Here is a 17,241-nt window from a genome sequence, read left to right on the forward strand (position 1 = left end):
GAACTGATCCCTTTCAGCGTGGTGAAAGCAGAGATGCTTCAAAACCCTGAGGTCGCCGCCGCTTACGCCGCCCTTCAGGTCCATAAAAAAATGGTCGCACAGCTTAAAGCTACACGCCTTGCCGAATCCCTTACTCAGGAAGACATCGCAAAGCGTACCGGGCTGAAAAAGCAAAACATCAGCCGGTTTGAAAACGGTACAACATCCCCGACGCTCAATACCGTCAGCCGTTACGCCGTCGCGCTCGGCGGCACTTTCGAATTTAAGAAACTTCACTGACTTTCGTATTGTGCGCGCTGTAAGCGGCAATAAACTCCCCGGCGATCGCCACGGCGATTTCTGCCGGGAGTTTGCCACGTACGTCAGGCAATCCAACCGGGCAGCGCATTCTGGTCAGTTGCTCCTGCGAAATTCCTTTGCCGGATAAGCGATAATCGAAGCGTTTTCGCTTAGTCTCTGAGCCGATCAGGCCGAAATAGCGAAAATCCCCGCGTTTAAGGATCCGCTCACTTAGCGCAAAATCCAGCTGATGATCGTGAGTCAGGACCATGAAATAGCTGCCCGCAGGCATCTGCGCCACCGTGCCTTCCGGTTCCTCGTCAACGATGCAGGTAATCTGTGCATCGACCTGCGCAGGGAATTCACTGGCGCGGGCATCCACCCAAGTGATGCGGCACGGCAGCGTGCTGAGAATGTTCACCAGCGCCCGTCCGACGTGGCCTGCGCCGTAGACCACCACCTGCGGTTGCGGATATCCGAGCGGTTCAAGCAGCACCGAGGCCATTCCGCCACAGCACTGCCCAAGCCGGGCACCCAGTGAAAAGCACTCAAACCGGCTGTTCTGTTCACCCTTTTTCAGCATCTCGCGGGCAATCGCTGTGACCTGAAACTCCAGATTACCGCCGCCCAGCGTGTAGAAAAGCTGGTCAGCGGTGATCAGCATTTTGCAGCCCGCATCACGCGGTGTGGAACCCTGCTGATCGACCAGGGTGGCCACCACGCAGGGTTCTGCGCGCGTTTGCAAATTGTGTAAACAGCTCACCCAGTCATCTGTACGCATGAGAACCTCCGTTAGCTGGCCATTTTATCAGCGACATGAGTGACAACGTCACCTGAAAAACGCAGCTGATTCACTCCGCTAAGCACCCTTTCAGGCGTGGCAGGCGCGTCGATGTGCGGGTGAACACAGTAATTGCCGAGACTGGCCACCGCGTCTTTAATTGCGCACCAGACCGAAATGCCGAGCATAAACGGCGGTTCACCGACGGCTTTGGAATGGAAAACCGTGTCTTCCGGATTCTTGCGGTTCTCCACCAGCTTCACGCGCAGATCCTGCGGAATATCACCGATCGCCGGAATCTTGTAAGCCGCCGGACCGCCGGTCATCAGCCGCCCCTGGTCATTCCACACCAGTTCCTCGGTGGTCAGCCAGCCCATGCCTTGCACGAATCCGCCCTCAACCTGCCCGATATCAATGGCCGGATTCAGCGAATCGCCCACGTCGTGCAAGATATCAGCGCGCAGCAGCCGGTATTCGCCGGTCAGCGTATCGACCAGCACTTCGGCGCAGGCCGCGCCGTAGGAGAAATAATAGAACGGATGCCCGGCCGCTTTACTGCGATCGTAGAAAATCTTCGGCGTTTTGTAATAACCGGTGCTGGAAAGCGGCACCTGATTGAGCCAGCACTGAGTGGCGACCTGCTCAAAACTGAAATACAGATCTTTTACCCGCACCTGACCGTTGCTGAATTCCACATCATTTTCATCCGCGCCGTGAACGCGCATCAGCATCTCAACCATCCGCCCTTTGATGATTTCTGCGGCATTTTGCGCGGCTTTTCCGTTGAGATCGGCCCCCGATGACGCTGCGGTCGGCGAGGTATTCGGCACTTTGCCGGTGTCGGTGGCGGTTATCTGGATACGGCTGATATCTACCTGAAATACCTGGGCGACAACCTGTGCCACTTTGGTATTCAGCCCCTGACCCATTTCGGTGCCGCCGTGGTTGAGCTGAATACTGCCGTCGGTGTAAACCAGCACCAGCGCACCCGCCTGATTCAGAAAGCTGGCGGTGAATGAAATGCCGAATTTCACCGGTGTCAGCGCCAGACCTTTCTTCAGATAAGGATTTACACGGTTAAATTCAGTGACAGCGTCACGTCTGACGGCGTATTCCGCACTCTCTTCCAGCTGCTGCGTCATTTCCTGCAACAGGTTTTGCCCGACGGGCTGATGGTAATGTGTAACGTTGCGGGTTTCCTGTCCGTAATAATTGTTCTTGCGAACTGTCAGCGGATCTAACGCCAGCTCGCGGGCAATGTGATCGACTATATGCTCGATCGCCACAATCCCCTGCGGGCCACCAAATCCGCGGTAAGCGGTGTTGGACGCCATATTCGTTTTGCAGCGATAGCCGGTGATCAGCGCATCGCCAAGGTAGTACGCGTTGTCGGAATGGAACATGGCGCGATCGACGATAGAACCGGACAGATCCAGCGAATAGCCGCAGTTCGCCGCCAGTTTGATGTCGATACCATGGATCACACCTTCGTCTGTAAAGCCGACGTCGTAGCTGACGTGAAACGGATGCCGTTTGCCGGTGATCAGCATGTCATCCTGCCTTGCCAGACGCATTTTCGCCGGGCGTCCGGTGAGATGTGCCGCCAGCGCCGCCAGACAGGCGGTGCCCGCCGCCTGAGTTTCTTTGCCACCAAACCCGCCGCCCATGCGGCGCATATCTACCACCACTTTATGCATTGGCAAATCCAGCACTGAGGCGACCAGTTTTTGCACTTCGGTCGGGTGCTGCGTCGAGCTGTACACCAGCATCGCGCCATCTTCACCGGGCATCACAGAGGCAATCTGTGTTTCCAGATAAAAATGCTCCTGCCCGCCGATTTCCAGTTCACCCTGCAAACGGTGTTTCGCCGAGGCCAGCGCCATCTGTGCATCGCCGCGTTTATGCTGATGCGGCTCTTCGACGTAATGTTCAAGCGCCAGCGCCTGTTTAATGGTCAGCACAGCATCACGCATCTGATATTCCACCTTCGCCAGCGCGACGGCGGCGCGGGCGGCGTCCATCGAGGTGGCAGCGACCACCAGCACTATCTGCCCGACGTACTCCACGCAGCCCTGCGCCATCAGCGGATCGCCATGAGTCAGTGGTGCGATATCCAGATTGCCCGGCACATCTTCTGCGGTCATGACCCGCACCACGCCGGGCACGGTGTAACAAGCCTCGGTATCGATATGCACAATATCGGCGTGCGCGTGCGGGCTGAGCAGTGGCACCAGATGCAGCTGATTGGGGAATTCCAGCCGGTCATCGACGTATATTGCTTCACCTGTTACGTGTTTATCGGCACTTTCGTGACGCTGACTTTTGCCGACGCCGCTTTGTAAACCGGCGCGGAACAGCGCTTCCATCTGCTGTTGCGAGAGTGAAGGTTTGGATTCAGACATAGTGAGTTACCCGCATCAGCGTTTCAGGAGAGGTCATTTCGATATGGCAGCGGCGCAGCAAATTTTTTGCCACCTGCATGCGGTATTCACGGCTGGCGCGAAAATCGCTGATCGGCGTGAAATCCTGTTCAAGCGCCTGACAGGCGCGCTCAATTGTCGCGGTCTGCCACGGCTGACCGAGCAACAGGGCCTCACAGCCGGTCGCGCGCTTTGCCACTTCCGCCATTCCGCCAAAAGCGATACGGGCATGGATCACTACGCCGTTTTGCACTTCGATGTGCAGCGCGGCGCACACCGCTGAAATATCGTCTTCAAGCCGTTTCGAGACTTTATACACCCGCAGCTGACGCGCCGCTGACGTCGCACGCGGAATGCGGATTTGCTCGATAAACTCGCCAGGCTGTAGTGCCGTTTTACGGTAACCGAGGAAAAAATGCTCCAGCGGCAATTCGCGTTGCTGCGAGCCAAGCCGCAGCAGCAGCGTCGCACCCAGCGCCAGCAAGACCGGTCCGCCGTCGCCGATGGGCGAAGCATTGGCGATATTGCCGCCGAATGTGCCCTGATTGCGGATCTGCTCCGAGGCAAAGCGTTCGAGCAGGTCGCCGAATTCCGGGAATTCATCACGCAGAACTGGCAGACACTGACTGAGGGTGGCCGCTGCGCCGATGTGAATAGCCTGATCGGTCAGCGTAATACGTTTCAGCTCATCAATGTGGCTGAGGGACATCAGTTTTGGCAGCCGCTGAAAGCGTTGCGTGACCTCCAGCGCCAGGTCGGTGCCGCCAGCCACCAGACGGGCATCAGGTTCTGTAATGAATAACTGCGCCAGCTGTTCGATGCAGGTCGGCTGCTCAGTGGCAGAAATAGCCCGCAGTTTTTGCAGCGTATTCAGCGCATCCTCGTCAAACTGATCGGCCTGCGGCTGCTGGCAGATGTCTTTCGCCGCCGCCATAATCGGGCGATAGCCGGTGCAGCGGCAAAGATTGCCGGACAGCGCCTGCTGTGTGTGTTCCACATCAAATGCCTGCTGTTTTTTTTCTAAAGCAAACAATGACATCACAAAGCCCGGCGTGCAGAAACCACACTGCGAGGCGTGATTGTGCACCATCGCCTGCTGTACGTGATGCAGTTCGCCCTGATGTTTCAGATCCTCAACGGTGATCAGCTGTTTGCCGTGTATCGCAGGCATAAACGTCAGGCAGGCGTTAACCGTCCGGTAGTTCAGCGCATCACCCTGTGGTTCAGCCAGCACGACGGTACACGCGCCGCAGTCGCCGGACGCACAACCTTCTTTGGTGCCGCAGCGCCCGGCGTTCTGCCGCAGATACTGTAAGACGGTCGTGTCGGCTGGCAGATTTTCAGTGTGGATACTGCCGTTCATTAAAAATTGGATCATACGCCTTCTCCCTTCTTACAGCCGTTCAAAATCAGCGTCGTGACTTCTTCAATGATGTGCTCGCGCGCCGCGTTATCGCCTTCAAAATCGCCGTACATATGCTTCACCTGTACCGCAAAATCCGCGTAATACTGCGTCACTGCCCAGATGTGCATGATGAACAGTCGCGCATCCAGCGGACGGATTTTCTGCAGGGCGATCCACTCGTGGATCAGGTTTTCCTTGCCGGTAATGTTTGCCGTTGCCTGCGGCCAGTATTTTTGCAAATAGTGGCCGCCGCCCAGCACTTCGCTGGTGAAAATGCGCGAAAGCTCAGGCTGGTCAAAGGAGAAGTTCAGCTTGTTGCGGATATACCGGCTGAGTACTGCGTCCGGTTCGCTGAGCGTCGGGTCGAACTGGATGATGTCACCCCAGACTTTCAGCACCTTTTGCAGCAGCTCTTCGTAGAGTTCTTCTTTTCCGGCGATGTAGTAATGCAACTGGGCTTTTTTGATCCCGGCACGCTGAGCGATGGCCTGCGTGGTCGCCCCCTGAAAGCCCTTTTCGCTGAATTCTGCAATCGCCGCCGCATGAATATTTTCCAGCGTACGCTCACGTGCAATGCGGATTTTGCCGACCGATTCGTTGTTCATCATGCAGGATCCCTCGCATAGGCCAGTTCGCCGTCGATATAGGTGCAGAACACGTTGCGGTCATCGCCGAGGGTCATCAGCACAAACAGTTTTTCGGCCAGCGTTTCGCTGTTAGCGGCGCGCAGTTTTTGCAGCGCGCTGACGCCGGGCTCGAGCACCACGAAATCCGCTTCTTTACCGGCGTTGAAATTACCGATTTTGTCATCGAGATGCAGCGCCCGTGCGCCCCCCAGCGTAGCGTGATAAAAGGCTTCAAAGGCGGATAAACGGTAACGTTGCAGTTGCCCGACTTTGTAGGCTTCCGACAGCGTTTCCAACATGTTGAAGGTGGTGCCCGCCCCCACATCTGTACCCATGCCGACCCGGATGTGTTTCTCCCAGGATTTCTGCAAATTAAACAGGCCACTGCCAAGAAACAGGTTGGAGGTCGGGCAAAAGGCGATGGTGGAATCGGTGTCGTGCAGGCAATCCCACTCGCTGTCATCGAGATGCAAACAGTGCGCAAACACACAGCGTTCGCCGGTCAGACCGAACTGATGATACACATCCAGATAGTGCTGATGCGCCGGGTGCATCTCCTTCACCCACGACAGCTCCGCGACGTTTTCGCTGAGGTGGGTATGCAGATAGACGTCCGGGAACTCTTCTTTCAGCAGGCGGACTTTTTGCAGCAGCTCAGGCGAGGAGGTCGGCGCAAATCTTGGCGTCAGTGCATAACTCAGCCGCTGACGGTTGTGCCAACGCGCGATGAGCTTACGCGTATCGGCTTCGCTTTGTTCCGGCGTTTCCAGCAAGGCGTCAGGGGCATTTTTGTCCATCATCACTTTGCCCGCCACCAGCCGCATATTGATGTCGGACGCTTCTTTAAACAGCGCATCGACCGACTGCGGGTGCACGGTGCCGAACACCAGCGCGGTGGTAGTGCCGTTAAGTAATAACTGTTCGATGAAGAATTTCGACATGCGCCGGGAGTAATCCGCGCAGTGATATTGCTGTTCAGTGGGGAACGTGTAGCGCTGAAGCCATTCAAGCAACTGCTCGCCGTAGGCGCCGATCATTTCGGTTTGCGGATAGTGGATGTGGGTATCGACAAAACCCGGCACGATCAGCTTGTCGCGATAATCATCTATTTCCAGACCGTCGGTGTGCCGCGCCTGCGAAAGCTTTGCCTCACCCTCAAGCCATTCGCCCAGCCAGACGATATGCCCGCCGCTCAGCAGCATCAGTCCGTCTTCGATATAGCGCACCTGCGCCTCAAGATCCTGCGGATGTAATACCGGTTCACGGATATCAAAGAAGTTTCCGCGAACCGCGCGGGTGATGATTTGACTCATGGCATAGCCCTTTTCTGCAACATTCTGATTGATGACTGATAACAGAACATTTGCAAAGCTTATGCCAAATCTGACCATTCGGTCAGACCGTCTGGATGTTTTTTACTGCGGGGAGCTTTATTTCAGCAGCACTTCGTACTGCGGATTGAATTCATCGAAAATCGGCAACGCGGCGGCACCGAGCGCAGCGGTGTCACTGCCGGACATCCCCAGGCGAATACGCGCGTGCTGCGGATAGCGGCTGCGCACAGAGTTGTAGAGCGGCGTCAGGCGCTGTATCAGTTTCTCGACCAGCGGTTTCGGCATGGTGCCGCCGATAATGACGCACTGCGCGTCGAACACGCATTCCATGATATTGATGGCCTGACAGGCGGGTTCAACGGCAGTATCCAGCCATTGACTGAAGCGTTTTTCGTCCACTTCCAGCAGATCTTCGGGCATGGCTGATGCCGGATCTAATCCGCAAGCTTCGTAAGCCGCCTGCAAAGAAAGGTAACGTTCGAGGCACCCTTTGTTGCCGCAATAGCATTCGCGTCCGCCCGGTTGCACCACAATGTGGCCGACCTCGCCCGCATTGTGTGCATGACCGGTGTAAATTCGCCCGTCGGTGAAGATGCCTGCCCCCAGACCGGTGCCGATATACAGATACACAAAGGATGATAATTGCTTGGCTACGCCGTGAAAACGCTCGCCGATGGCGGCCACGGTGGCATCATTTTCGAGAGTTACCGGCCAGCCTGTTGCCGCGCTCAGATGCGCTTCGATATCGACGTCGTCCCATCCGTGCAGCGTGGTCGGGCCTTGCGACGAAATCCCCTCCACGCCGAATGGCCCCGGCATCACCACGCCTATGCCCAACATTTTCCGCCAGTCGATTTTCACCTGTTGGCGCATTTCTTGCAGTACCTGATCAATCAGAGCCAGCGTGGGCTCTGGCTGCGGTTTCTGTACCCGGATCAGGCTGCGAAAACGGACCGAACCGGTGAGATCGACCAGCACAATCAGCAGCGACTGATGATCAAGATGGATGCCAATGGAATAGGCGCTGTCAGGATTGAGTGTCAGTGGCGTTGCTGGTTGACCACGTCCGCCCTCGCGGCGCGGCAGATGGGAGGAGAGGATCCCCGCCTGTTCGAGCTCGGTGGCGATGTTGGACACGGTTTGTGGCGTAAGCGACGTCAGCCGGGCAATTTCGGCGCGGGTCAGTTCACCGTTGAGACGAATAGCTTCAATCACGACCCGACGATTGTGAGCACGGGCGTGCTCAAGATTGGTACCCGACGTTGTAATCACATCTCTCTCCACGGTGAAGACCTTGCGGGCAGTATGCGGAGAGTGATTACAGCAATCAAATTGATTTTATAATTATCAGTATATGAATTTGACGGTGTCATCACAGCTTTGAATGTTATTGGCATGTTAATAATAATCGCCAGTCACTATTCATTTGCAGCATTTTTGAGATTCACCTTCAGACCCAGTAGCACAATCCGGCAGGGACGCAGGGACTGGCAGAAATAGGCCTTCCCATTTTTTTTAGCCGATTAAAGCAATCAAATTGATTTAATAAACCTAACCCTGTTTCGGAGAATGACGATGAGCCTGCGACTTACCCCAGCGGCGACCCTGTGCGCCCTTTCTGCCCTGACTTTCGGTTATTCGGCCAGCGTGCTGGCGGACACGACCCTTAGCGCCCTGTTCATGACCCAGGCGGCGTACAGCGAAGCGGATATCCGCGCGATGACCGCTGATTTCACCAAACTGCACCCGGACATCAAAGTGAATCTGGAATTTGTGCCGTACGAAGCGTTGCACGACAAAATCGTCGCCGCACGCGGTGCCGGTGACAAAGGCTATGACGTGGTGCTGTTCGATGCGATCTGGCCTGCCGAATTCAACAAGTACGGCCTGTTGCAGGACGTCACCGCGCGTATTCCGGCCGAAGAGAGCAATAAGATCTTCGACGGTGCAATTTCCACCGTGACTTACAAAGACAAGCGCTGGGGGATGCCGTGGATCCTCGACACCAAATATCTCTATTACAACAAAGCCATGCTGGCGAAGGCCGGGATCACGACGCCACCGGCCACCTGGGCTGACGTTGAGAAGCAGTCGGCCATCCTGAAAGAAAAAGGCATTGTGAAATATCCACTGGTGTGGAGCTGGTCGCAGTCTGAAGCGCTGCTGTGTGACTACACCACACTGGTCTCCGCCTTCAAAGGCGATTTCTATCAAGACGGAAAGCTTAACTTCACTAACTCCGGCGCCATGAAAGCCATCAATTACATGAAAGAGACGCTGGATAAAGGGCTGACCAACCCGAACTCCCGCGAGTATCTGGAAGAAGACGTGCGCAAGTCATTCTCCAACGGTGATGCGGCGTTCGCGCTGAACTGGACATACATGTACAACATGGCCAATGACCCGAAACAGAGCAAAGTCGCGGGTGACGTCGGCGTAGTTCCGGCTCCGGGGGGTGAAGCGGGCGGCGCATCCGGCGTCAACGGCTCGATGGGTTTGGGTATCGCCAAAGCCAGTGCGCATCCTGATCAGGCGTGGGAATTTATCAGCTACATGACCTCCCAGCCGGTGCAGAACAAATACGCCAAGCTGAGCCTGCCGATATGGAAATCCTCTTATGACGATCCGACGGTGCAGAAAGATCAGGAACAGCTGATCGCCGCCGCCAAAACCTCGCTGAACGTAATGTTGTCGCGTCCGGTGACGGCGGATTACTCCCGCTTGTCCAACATTTTGCAGCAAAACATTCAGGCGGTATTGCAGGGTAAAACCCCGGCGCAGGACGGTATGGAAGCCGCAACCAAAGCCGCCGATCGTTTACGTTAATTGCTTTTCACCACACTCTTAAGCCAACACTACAGCCCGTCATCTCCCCATGATGACGGGCCGGGAATCAAGCATGCTTACTTTACCGCAACGTGAACGTCGTCAGGCCTGGGTGCTCCTCGCGCCGATGCTGCTGATGATGTTCCTGCTGACCGCCTGGCCGCTGGCCCGCACGCTGTGGCTCAGTTTTACCGACGCCGGACTTATCGGCGACGGCTCTGCGCCCAACTGGGTGGGCAGCGAAAACTTTCTCTACGCGCTGACCGACCCGGATTTTCGCGCAGCACTCTGGCGCACGCTGTATTTCACCGTAGTCTCAGTAATTATTGAAGGCTTTATCGGCGTGCTGGTTGCCCTGCTGCTCAATCAGCCCTTTTGGGGACGCAGCGCACTGCGCGTCCTGGTGATTTTGCCGTGGGCGCTGCCGACTATCGTCAACGCCACCATGTGGCGACTGAATTTCAATCCGGATTACGGCAGCATCAACGCCCTGCTCACGCAGCTTGGCCTCATCGACACCTACCGCAGCTGGCTCGGTGACCCGTCTTCGGCCATTAACGCTGTGATGTTCGCGGATATCTGGAAGAACTACCCGCTGATCACCCTGCTGGTGCTGGCCGCGTTGCAGACAATACCAGAGGATTTATTCGAGGCGGCCCGTCTGGACGGCGCATCCGCATTCCGGCGTTTTCGTAAAATCACTTTACCGGCGATCGCCGCACCGCTGGCGGTGGCGCTTATTCTGCGCACCATTGACGCGTTTAAAGTCTTTGACATCATTTACGTCATGACCCGCGGCGGCCCGCTCGACAGCACCAAAACCGTCAGTTTCTTTGTCTATCAGGAATCCTTCAGTTATCTGCGCGCAGGCAGCGGTGCCGCTTACGCGATACTCATGACGCTGATTTGTGCCCTGCTCATTTTGATTTACATGGTGATGCTGCTGCGTCAGCGCCGTTCAGGGAGCGTCGAATGAAACAGAAAATCCGGCTTATTCTGCGCTATCTCGCCGCGCTGGTTCTGGCCGCGTCGATCCTTGCACCCCTGGTGTGGATGTTCCTGATGAGCGTCAGCTCGGCGGCCGATCTGACCCGCATTCCGCTGGAATGGCTGCCGCGCCACTGGGATTTCAGCCGATACGCCAGCCTGCTGACCTTGCAGGCCGGGCAGCCCGGCGCGCTGTTCTTACACGCCCTTGGCAACAGCCTGCTGGTGGCCTGCGGTGCGACAATCATCTCCCTGCTGCTGGCCATTCCTGCGGCGTACAGCTTCTCGCGCTATCCCGGCCGCGACGGCTGGCTGTTTGGCAGTCTGGCGATTTACATGGTGCCGCCGGTGGCGTTCGTTCTGCCGCTGTACTTTATCCTGCAACAGCTTTCGCTGCTCAATACGCACCTCGGGCTGATTTTGGTGTATTGCTCGATGATCCTGCCGTTCCTGACGTGGATGCTGAAAAACCAGTTCGACGCCCTGCCGATCGACATCGAACAGGCCGCGCGCCTTGACGGTCTTCGCTACTGGCAGGTGCTTCTGCGCATTACGTTGCCGCTGGCAAAACCGGCGCTGGGTGCCTCAGCGATGTTTGGCTGGCTGCTGGCATGGGATGAATTTTTTTACGCGCTGCTGTTCACCAACAATATCGACGCCCAGACGTTGCCGGTCACCATCGCCGGTTTCACCGCCGGGCGCGCCACCGATGACGGGCTGATTGCCGCCGTCGGCATTCTGGCGGCCATTCCGCCGCTCTTTATTGCCCTCTGGCTGCAAAAAACACTGGTCAGCGGGTTAACCGCTGGCGGCAGCAAGGGATAAGCTCATGGGAAACGTAACAAGAATGAAGAAACCCGACGCCTTTGCCACGCTGTTCGTGGCGGGCAATATCAATGTGGATTTGATCATGAGCACGCTGCACGCCTGGCCGAAAAAAGGCACCGAAGCGATGCTCGACAGCAGCTCACTGCGCCCCGGGGGTTCTGCGGGTAACTGCGCGCTGGCGCTGGCGGCGCTCGGTACGCCCCATCGTTTAGTCGCCAATCAGGGCAACGATCAGTTTACCGGCTGGCTGGCGGGTTTATTTCCAGAAAGCGCACCCCACTGGCCGACCGCCGACTGCGAAACCTCGCTGACTTTCGGCGTGACGCATCCGGACCATGAGCGCACATTCTTTAGTAATCAGGGGCACATCGTACGCCTTTCGATGCAGGACGTGCTCGCGCAATTACCGGAAACCGCGCAGCCCGGCGACTGGGTTCTGCTCTGCGGAACCTGGCTTTGTACCGCGCTGTACGCGGACTATCCGCAACTGCTTTCCACGCTAAAACAGCGCGGTTATCACGTTGCCGTCGACAGCGGCTGGCCACCGCAGGACTGGAGCGATGCACTGCGTGAACAAGCGGCGAACTGGCTGCCGTTTTGCGATGCGCTGCTGCTTAATGAAGTTGAAACGCTCGGGCTGGCCGATGCCGTAACGCTCGACGCCGCCGCTCACCGCCTGCTTTCGCAGATGGCAGACGGTGCATTTTGCGTTGCCAAATGCGGGCCTGAGGGCGCGCGTTTGTGGTCAGCCGCTCTGACACTGCATCAGCACGCCGAACCGGTGGAGGTCGTCGATACCATCGGTGCCGGCGACAGTTTTAACGCCGGATTTTTATCCGCGCTGATTTATGGCCTGCCGCCTGCCACGGCGCTGCAATGGGGGGTGCGCGTCGCCGGTTGTGCGATTGGCAGTTCCCCGCGCCGTTACCCTGACTGGCAATCGCTTTTTGGCCTTGTGGAGAACATCTAAATGGCTCTGGTAGAACTGGTAAAAGTCGCCAAACGTTACGGCAAAGTACAGGTATTGAAACCGCTGGATCTGACCATTCCTGACGGCAGTTTCACCGTGCTGGTCGGGCCGTCGGGCTGTGGGAAATCGACGCTGCTGCGCTTGCTGGCTGGTCTCGAATCCCTTTCGGACGGCGATATTCTGCTCGATAAACAGCAGATTAATAATTTTGACCCCGCCGATCGTGACATCGCGATGGTATTTCAAAGCTATGCGCTGTATCCGCACCTGACCGTAGCCGAGAATATGGCGTTCCATATGCAGGTGAAAAAAGTGCCGAAAGCCGAACAGCAGGCGAAAGTTCAGCAGGCGGCGAAAGTGCTGGGCATTGACCATCTGCTGAAACGCTTACCGAAAGATTTGTCCGGCGGCCAGCGTCAGCGTGTGGCGATGGGTCGCGCGCTGGTGCGTAATCCGAAAGTGTTTTTGTTCGATGAACCGCTCTCAAACCTCGACGCACAGTTGCGTATGGAGCTGCGCGCCGAAATCAAATCGCTGCATCAGCAGTTCCGCACCACGACGGTGTATGTGACGCACGACCAGGTAGAGGCGATGACGCTGGCGGACAATATCGTGGTGATGAAAGACGGATTTATCGTGCAACAGGGCGATCCGCTGTCGATTTACGATAAACCGGTTAACACCTTCGTGGCGCGGTTCATTGGCTCTCCGCCGATGAACTTACTCAGCGGCGTGTTTCAGAGTATCGACGGAAAACCGGGCGTCACCTGCGAACAGCTGTGGTTCGCGCTGCCGGAAAAATGGGCATTGCAGGCGCGGCATTCCGAAGGACTGCCGGTCACGCTCGGTCTGCGCCCGCACGATCTCCGTCCGGTTCAACACAGCGCCCAGCCCGCCGCGACGCTGAGACTGCTGGAAGTCACCGGCGAAAGCAGCCTGCTGCACATCGACTGGAGCGGCTTCCCGCTGCACGTTCAGTTCGCCGGTCGGGCGCGCGTCAGCGCCGATCAGCCGCTGTATCTTGAAGCCAACAGCGACGCCATTCATTTGTTTGATGCGGCAACGGGGGAGCGGCTGGCGGAGGGATAATTTCCCCACGCCTTCCTCATACGAGGAAGGCGTTTCTGTCATTGACGCTTCCCCCCAATACGCTATGCTCAAACCTTGCCTGGTTGATTAGCGCGCTTACCATCTATGAGCTTGTTCCCTATCAAAAAATTCTCGCTGCCTCCGGGTTCCGCACTGCCGCTGCTGGTTGCAGGGGCATTTTTCATGGAAAACCTCGACGCGACGGTGATCGTCACCGCGCTGCCGCAAATGGCGAAAGACTTCGGCGTGCATCCGGTGGATATGAACATTGGCGTGTCGGCCTACATTCTGACGCTCACGGTGTTTATTCCCGCCAGCGGCTGGATTGCTAACCGGTTTGGCACGCGCAATATTTTCTCGCTGGCAATCGTTCTGTTCACCCTCGCCTCGATGTTGTGCTCCGCCAGCGCCAGCCTCGGGACCTTTACCGCCGCGCGCATGTTGCAGGGGTTTGCCGGGGCGCTGATGGTGCCGGTCGGGCGTTTGGTGGTGCTGAAAAATACCCAAAAATCGGATTTGATCCGTGCGATAGCCACCATTACCTGGCCCGGTCTGGTCGCGCCTATCCTCGGGCCGCCGCTCGGCGGTTTTATTACCACCTATGCTTCGTGGCACTGGATTTTTATTCTCAACGCGCCGTTAGGGATTATCGCATTGCTGTTCGCCCGCAGGCTTATTCCGCAGGCACCGGGGCAGAAAGGCGTGCCGTTTGACGTCACCGGTTTTATCCTCACCGGCATGGCCTGTCTGGGGCTTACCTTCGGGCTGGATAAATTCAACGAAGGCCAGATCGACTGGAAACCGGTCGCGATGGTCGGTGGCGCACTGATTGCGGGTGCGCTGGCGGCATGGCATTCAAAACGGGCTGCTCATCCTTTGCTGCCGCTGGTGGCGCTGAAAATCAGAAGTTACGCCGTCACAATTTACGGCGGTTCGCTGTTCCGTATCGCCATCGGCGCCCTGCCATTCCTGCTGCCGCTGATGTTCCAGCTTGGTTACGGCATGAGCGCGTTTGATGCCGGTTTACTGGTGCTGGCCGTGTTTGCCGGAAATCTGGCGATGAAGCCTTTTACTTCGGCGATTTTGCACCGCTTCCGCTTTAAGTCGATTATGCTGATTAACGGCCTGCTCAATTCGGCGACGATTTTTGCCTGCGCTTTGTTAACGCCTGAAGTACCGACTGGGCTGACGCTGTTGCTGCTATTCGCCAGCGGCATGACCCGGTCGATGCAGTTCACGGCGCTGAATACGCTGGCCTTCTCGCAGGTTCCCGGCGAGCAGATGGGCGGCGCGAATACGCTGTTTAATACCGCGCAGCAGCTCTCCACCGGCCTCGGCATTGCCATTGGCGCGCTCTCCCTGCGCATCGCCGAACACTTTTTACCAGCCAGTGAAACCCTGCAGGTGGGAACGTTCCACATTGCCTTCATCATTATCGGTGTGTTTTCGCTGGCAGGCACGCTCGACAGCCTGACGCTAGATAAGACCGCGGGCGACGAATTGCGATATAAAAAAGAATCTGTACCCCAACCGGCTGCGCCGGATAAATAAAGCGCAGCCAGACTGAAATTAAGTATCCGAAAAATGGAGAAATACCATGGAATACCGCTTGTTAGGCCGCTCTGGCCTGAAAGTTTCAGTTCTCAGCCTTGGCACCATGACGTTTGGTGGCCAGGGGAAATTCGCCAAAACCGGCCAGACTGACGTCGAAGCCGCACAACGCCAGATCGGACTGTGTCTTGATGCGGGCATCAACCTGTTCGACACCGCCGACGTCTATTCAGGCGGTGAATCTGAAGTCATCCTCGGCAAGGCGCTCCGCGACAAACGCCACGACGTGCTGATCGCCAGTAAAGCGCGCTTCCCGATGGGCGATGGCCCGAACGATCGCGGCTCATCGCGTCACCATATCCTGCGCGCCTGCGAAGCCAGCCTGAAGCGTCTGAACACTGACTATCTTGATTTGTATCAGCTGCATCAATGGGACGGCCAGACGCCGCTGGAAGAAACACTGCGCGCCCTCGATGACTTAGTCAGCAGCGGTAAAGTTCGTTACGTAGGTGTCTCGAACTTTTCCGCCTGGCATGTAATGAAAACGCTGGGCGTCGCGCAAGCCAGTCATTATATTCGCCCGGTCAGCCAGCAAATCCATTACACCTTGCAGGCCCGCGAAGCCGAATACGAATTACTGCCTGCGGCGCAGGATCAGGGGCTCGGCACGTTGGTCTGGAGTCCGCTGGCGGGCGGATTGCTCTCCGGCAAATATCGCCGCAATCAGGCAGCGCCTGAAGGCACCCGCCATCTGGCCGACTGGGGCGAGCCGCCGGTGCGTGATGAGAGCGCACTTTACGACGTGGTGGATGTGCTGGTAGAGATCGCCGAAGCCCGTGGCGTCTCAGCGGCGCAGATCGCGCTGGCGTGGCTGATTGCCCGGCCACAGGTGACGTCGGTGATCGTCGGCGCGCGCAACGATACCCAGCTGCAGGACAATCTCAAAGCCGCTGACTTAACGCTCACCCACGAAGAAATAGAAAAACTCAATGCTGTCAGTCAGTTGCCGTTGCTGTATCCTTACTGGCACCAGGCGCAGACGGCGCCAGACCGCCTCTCGGCGGCGGATTTATCACTGATTGCGCCCTATCTGAATAAGTAATGGCAATAAAATGATACCAACGCAGACCGGCTTACCCTGCCGGTCTCGTTATTTTTGTGTTAATACTGACAGCGTCTTTTTGTGTGCCGCAGGCGCACTTTGCTTAAAACAGAGGAATACCGGGATGATTATTTTTGTTACCGGCGCCACCGCCGGATTTGGTGCAGAAATCGCACGTAAGTTTGTCAAAGAAGGTCATAAAGTCATTGCCACCGGCCGCCGCAAAGAGCGTCTGGATGATCTGAAAGCCGAACTGGGAGACGCGCTGTACGCGGTAGAACTGGACGTCACCAACCGCGCATCCATTCAGGATGCCATCGACAGCCTGCCTGCCGAATGGCGTAATATCGACGTACTGGTGAACAATGCCGGTCTGGCGCTCGGTCTGGAAAAAGCCGACAAAGCCTCGCTGGAAGACTGGGATAAAATGATCGACACCAACACCAAAGGTCTGGTGTACATGACCCGCGCCGTGCTGCCGGGCATGGTTGAACGTAATATCGGGCACGTGATCAACATTGGCTCTACCGCCGGTAACTGGCCGTACGCGGGCGGCAACGTTTACGGTGCGACCAAAGCCTTCGTCCGTCAGTTCAGCCTGAACCTGCGCACCGACCTGCACGGCACCCACGTTCGCGTCACCAACATCGAACCGGGCCTGTGCGGCGGTACTGAATTCTCCAGCGTGCGCTTTAAAGGCGACGATGAGAAAGTCAGCAAAACCTACGACAACACCAATCCGCTGACCGCCGTGGACGTCGCCGAATCCGTCTTCTGGGTTTCAACGCTGCCTGCGCACGTCAACATCAACAGTATTGAGATGATGCCGGTCAGCCAGTCTCTCGCCGGTTTGCAGGTACATCGCGAAGAGTGATCTTGTTTCCTGATATGGACGAGAAATAATGAAAAGCAGCTCCGGCTGCTTTTTTTATTTCTCCGGTACGGCCATGACTAGTCCTGCTATAGGTTGACACTTTTTAGCCTTATAACGCCCGATGAATTTCATCGGGCGTTTTGTATTTTAACGACAGGTGGGGTCGCCG

General features: G+C 56.8%; 15 protein-coding genes. 9 read left to right on the top strand and 6 right to left on the bottom strand.

Going from position 1 to position 17,241, the window contains the following annotated elements:
• Nucleotides 1–33 precede the first annotated feature (33 nt).
• Nucleotides 34–279, top strand: coding sequence for a helix-turn-helix domain-containing protein (locus AC0Z7K_RS21675; protein ID WP_485615925.1), 246 nt, complete (start codon nucleotides 34–36; stop codon nucleotides 277–279).
• On the opposite strand, the gene xdhC is transcribed toward AC0Z7K_RS21675, so the two are convergent.
• The 6 genes from xdhC to AC0Z7K_RS21705 form a co-directional block, all read right to left on the bottom strand.
• Nucleotides 263–1,060 (bottom strand): xanthine dehydrogenase accessory protein XdhC, encoded by a 798-nt coding sequence (xdhC, locus tag AC0Z7K_RS21680; RefSeq protein WP_485615914.1) that lies wholly within the window; start codon nucleotides 1,058–1,060, stop codon nucleotides 263–265. The two genes, AC0Z7K_RS21675 and xdhC, sit on opposite strands and share 17 nt — an antisense overlap.
• A gap of 11 nt (nucleotides 1,061–1,071) precedes the next feature.
• The gene (gene xdhB, locus AC0Z7K_RS21685) at nucleotides 1,072–3,462 is read right to left on the bottom strand and encodes a xanthine dehydrogenase molybdopterin binding subunit (RefSeq protein WP_485615915.1); all 2,391 of its coding nucleotides are present in this window, start codon (nucleotides 3,460–3,462) and stop codon (nucleotides 1,072–1,074) included.
• Nucleotides 3,455–4,858, bottom strand: coding sequence for a xanthine dehydrogenase small subunit (xdhA, locus tag AC0Z7K_RS21690; RefSeq protein WP_485615916.1), 1,404 nt, complete (start codon nucleotides 4,856–4,858; stop codon nucleotides 3,455–3,457). The genes xdhB and xdhA overlap by 8 nt, the downstream gene beginning before the upstream one ends.
• Complete coding sequence (locus AC0Z7K_RS21695; RefSeq protein WP_485615917.1) at nucleotides 4,855–5,493, bottom strand: TetR family transcriptional regulator C-terminal domain-containing protein; 639 nt, start codon at nucleotides 5,491–5,493, stop codon at nucleotides 4,855–4,857. Before AC0Z7K_RS21695 ends, xdhA begins: the two co-directional genes overlap by 4 nt.
• Complete coding sequence (gene guaD, locus AC0Z7K_RS21700) at nucleotides 5,490–6,824, bottom strand: guanine deaminase (RefSeq protein ID WP_413528893.1); 1,335 nt, start codon at nucleotides 6,822–6,824, stop codon at nucleotides 5,490–5,492. Before guaD ends, AC0Z7K_RS21695 begins: the two co-directional genes overlap by 4 nt.
• A 117-nt stretch (nucleotides 6,825–6,941) precedes the next feature.
• Entirely contained in the window at nucleotides 6,942–8,114 is a 1,173-nt protein-coding gene (locus AC0Z7K_RS21705) for an ROK family transcriptional regulator (protein ID WP_413529022.1), read from the bottom strand.
• A 306-nt stretch (nucleotides 8,115–8,420) separates the two neighbouring features.
• Here AC0Z7K_RS21705 and AC0Z7K_RS21710 point away from each other — a divergent pair, with 306 nt between their 5' ends.
• From AC0Z7K_RS21710 to ydfG, 8 genes are all read left to right on the top strand, one after another.
• Complete coding sequence (locus tag AC0Z7K_RS21710) at nucleotides 8,421–9,671, top strand: extracellular solute-binding protein (protein WP_485615918.1); 1,251 nt, start codon at nucleotides 8,421–8,423, stop codon at nucleotides 9,669–9,671.
• 73 nt (nucleotides 9,672–9,744) lie between these two features.
• Nucleotides 9,745–10,647, top strand: a complete 903-nt coding sequence (locus tag AC0Z7K_RS21715) for a carbohydrate ABC transporter permease (protein WP_413528895.1) — start codon at nucleotides 9,745–9,747, stop codon at nucleotides 10,645–10,647.
• Nucleotides 10,644–11,483 (top strand): carbohydrate ABC transporter permease, encoded by an 840-nt coding sequence (locus tag AC0Z7K_RS21720; protein WP_485615919.1) that lies wholly within the window; start codon nucleotides 10,644–10,646, stop codon nucleotides 11,481–11,483. The genes AC0Z7K_RS21715 and AC0Z7K_RS21720 overlap by 4 nt, the downstream gene beginning before the upstream one ends.
• 4 nt (nucleotides 11,484–11,487) lie before the next feature.
• The gene (locus AC0Z7K_RS21725) at nucleotides 11,488–12,456 is read left to right on the top strand and encodes a carbohydrate kinase family protein (RefSeq protein ID WP_485615920.1); all 969 of its coding nucleotides are present in this window, start codon (nucleotides 11,488–11,490) and stop codon (nucleotides 12,454–12,456) included.
• On the top strand, nucleotides 12,457–13,545 hold the full coding sequence (locus tag AC0Z7K_RS21730) for an ABC transporter ATP-binding protein (protein WP_485615921.1): 1,089 nt from the start codon (nucleotides 12,457–12,459) through the stop codon (nucleotides 13,543–13,545).
• Between the two features lie 105 nt (nucleotides 13,546–13,650).
• Nucleotides 13,651–15,096: an MFS transporter gene (locus AC0Z7K_RS21735; protein WP_485615922.1), complete on the top strand. Its 1,446-nt coding sequence runs from the start codon at nucleotides 13,651–13,653 to the stop codon at nucleotides 15,094–15,096.
• Nucleotides 15,097–15,142: 46 nt separating this feature from the next.
• On the top strand, nucleotides 15,143–16,198 hold the full coding sequence (locus tag AC0Z7K_RS21740; protein WP_485615923.1) for an aldo/keto reductase: 1,056 nt from the start codon (nucleotides 15,143–15,145) through the stop codon (nucleotides 16,196–16,198).
• 124 nt (nucleotides 16,199–16,322) lie between these two features.
• The gene (gene ydfG, locus AC0Z7K_RS21745) at nucleotides 16,323–17,072 is read left to right on the top strand and encodes a bifunctional NADP-dependent 3-hydroxy acid dehydrogenase/3-hydroxypropionate dehydrogenase YdfG (RefSeq protein WP_413528901.1); all 750 of its coding nucleotides are present in this window, start codon (nucleotides 16,323–16,325) and stop codon (nucleotides 17,070–17,072) included.
• Nucleotides 17,073–17,241: the final 169 nt, after the last annotated feature.

The organism is Rahnella sp. 1L-D-7-B-C2 (assembly GCF_057290995.1).

What these genes read in the sequence shown, in the direction of transcription:
- AC0Z7K_RS21675 (WP_485615925.1), top strand. Translation starts at nt 34, where the DNA reads ATGCTTCAAAACCCTGAGGTCGCCGCCGCTTACGCCGCCCTTCAGGTC.
- xdhC (WP_485615914.1), bottom strand. Translation starts at nt 1,060, where the DNA reads ATGCGTACAGATGACTGGGTGAGCTGTTTACACAATTTGCAAACGCGC.
- xdhB (WP_485615915.1), bottom strand. Translation starts at nt 3,462, where the DNA reads ATGTCTGAATCCAAACCTTCACTCTCGCAACAGCAGATGGAAGCGCTG.
- xdhA (WP_485615916.1), bottom strand. Translation starts at nt 4,858, where the DNA reads ATGATCCAATTTTTAATGAACGGCAGTATCCACACTGAAAATCTGCCA.
- AC0Z7K_RS21695 (WP_485615917.1), bottom strand. Translation starts at nt 5,493, where the DNA reads ATGATGAACAACGAATCGGTCGGCAAAATCCGCATTGCACGTGAGCGT.
- guaD (WP_413528893.1), bottom strand. Translation starts at nt 6,824, where the DNA reads ATGAGTCAAATCATCACCCGCGCGGTTCGCGGAAACTTCTTTGATATC.
- AC0Z7K_RS21710 (WP_485615918.1), top strand. Translation starts at nt 8,421, where the DNA reads ATGAGCCTGCGACTTACCCCAGCGGCGACCCTGTGCGCCCTTTCTGCC.
- AC0Z7K_RS21715 (WP_413528895.1), top strand. Translation starts at nt 9,745, where the DNA reads ATGCTTACTTTACCGCAACGTGAACGTCGTCAGGCCTGGGTGCTCCTC.
- AC0Z7K_RS21720 (WP_485615919.1), top strand. Translation starts at nt 10,644, where the DNA reads ATGAAACAGAAAATCCGGCTTATTCTGCGCTATCTCGCCGCGCTGGTT.
- AC0Z7K_RS21725 (WP_485615920.1), top strand. Translation starts at nt 11,488, where the DNA reads ATGGGAAACGTAACAAGAATGAAGAAACCCGACGCCTTTGCCACGCTG.
- AC0Z7K_RS21730 (WP_485615921.1), top strand. Translation starts at nt 12,457, where the DNA reads ATGGCTCTGGTAGAACTGGTAAAAGTCGCCAAACGTTACGGCAAAGTA.
- AC0Z7K_RS21735 (WP_485615922.1), top strand. Translation starts at nt 13,651, where the DNA reads ATGAGCTTGTTCCCTATCAAAAAATTCTCGCTGCCTCCGGGTTCCGCA.
- AC0Z7K_RS21740 (WP_485615923.1), top strand. Translation starts at nt 15,143, where the DNA reads ATGGAATACCGCTTGTTAGGCCGCTCTGGCCTGAAAGTTTCAGTTCTC.
- ydfG (WP_413528901.1), top strand. Translation starts at nt 16,323, where the DNA reads ATGATTATTTTTGTTACCGGCGCCACCGCCGGATTTGGTGCAGAAATC.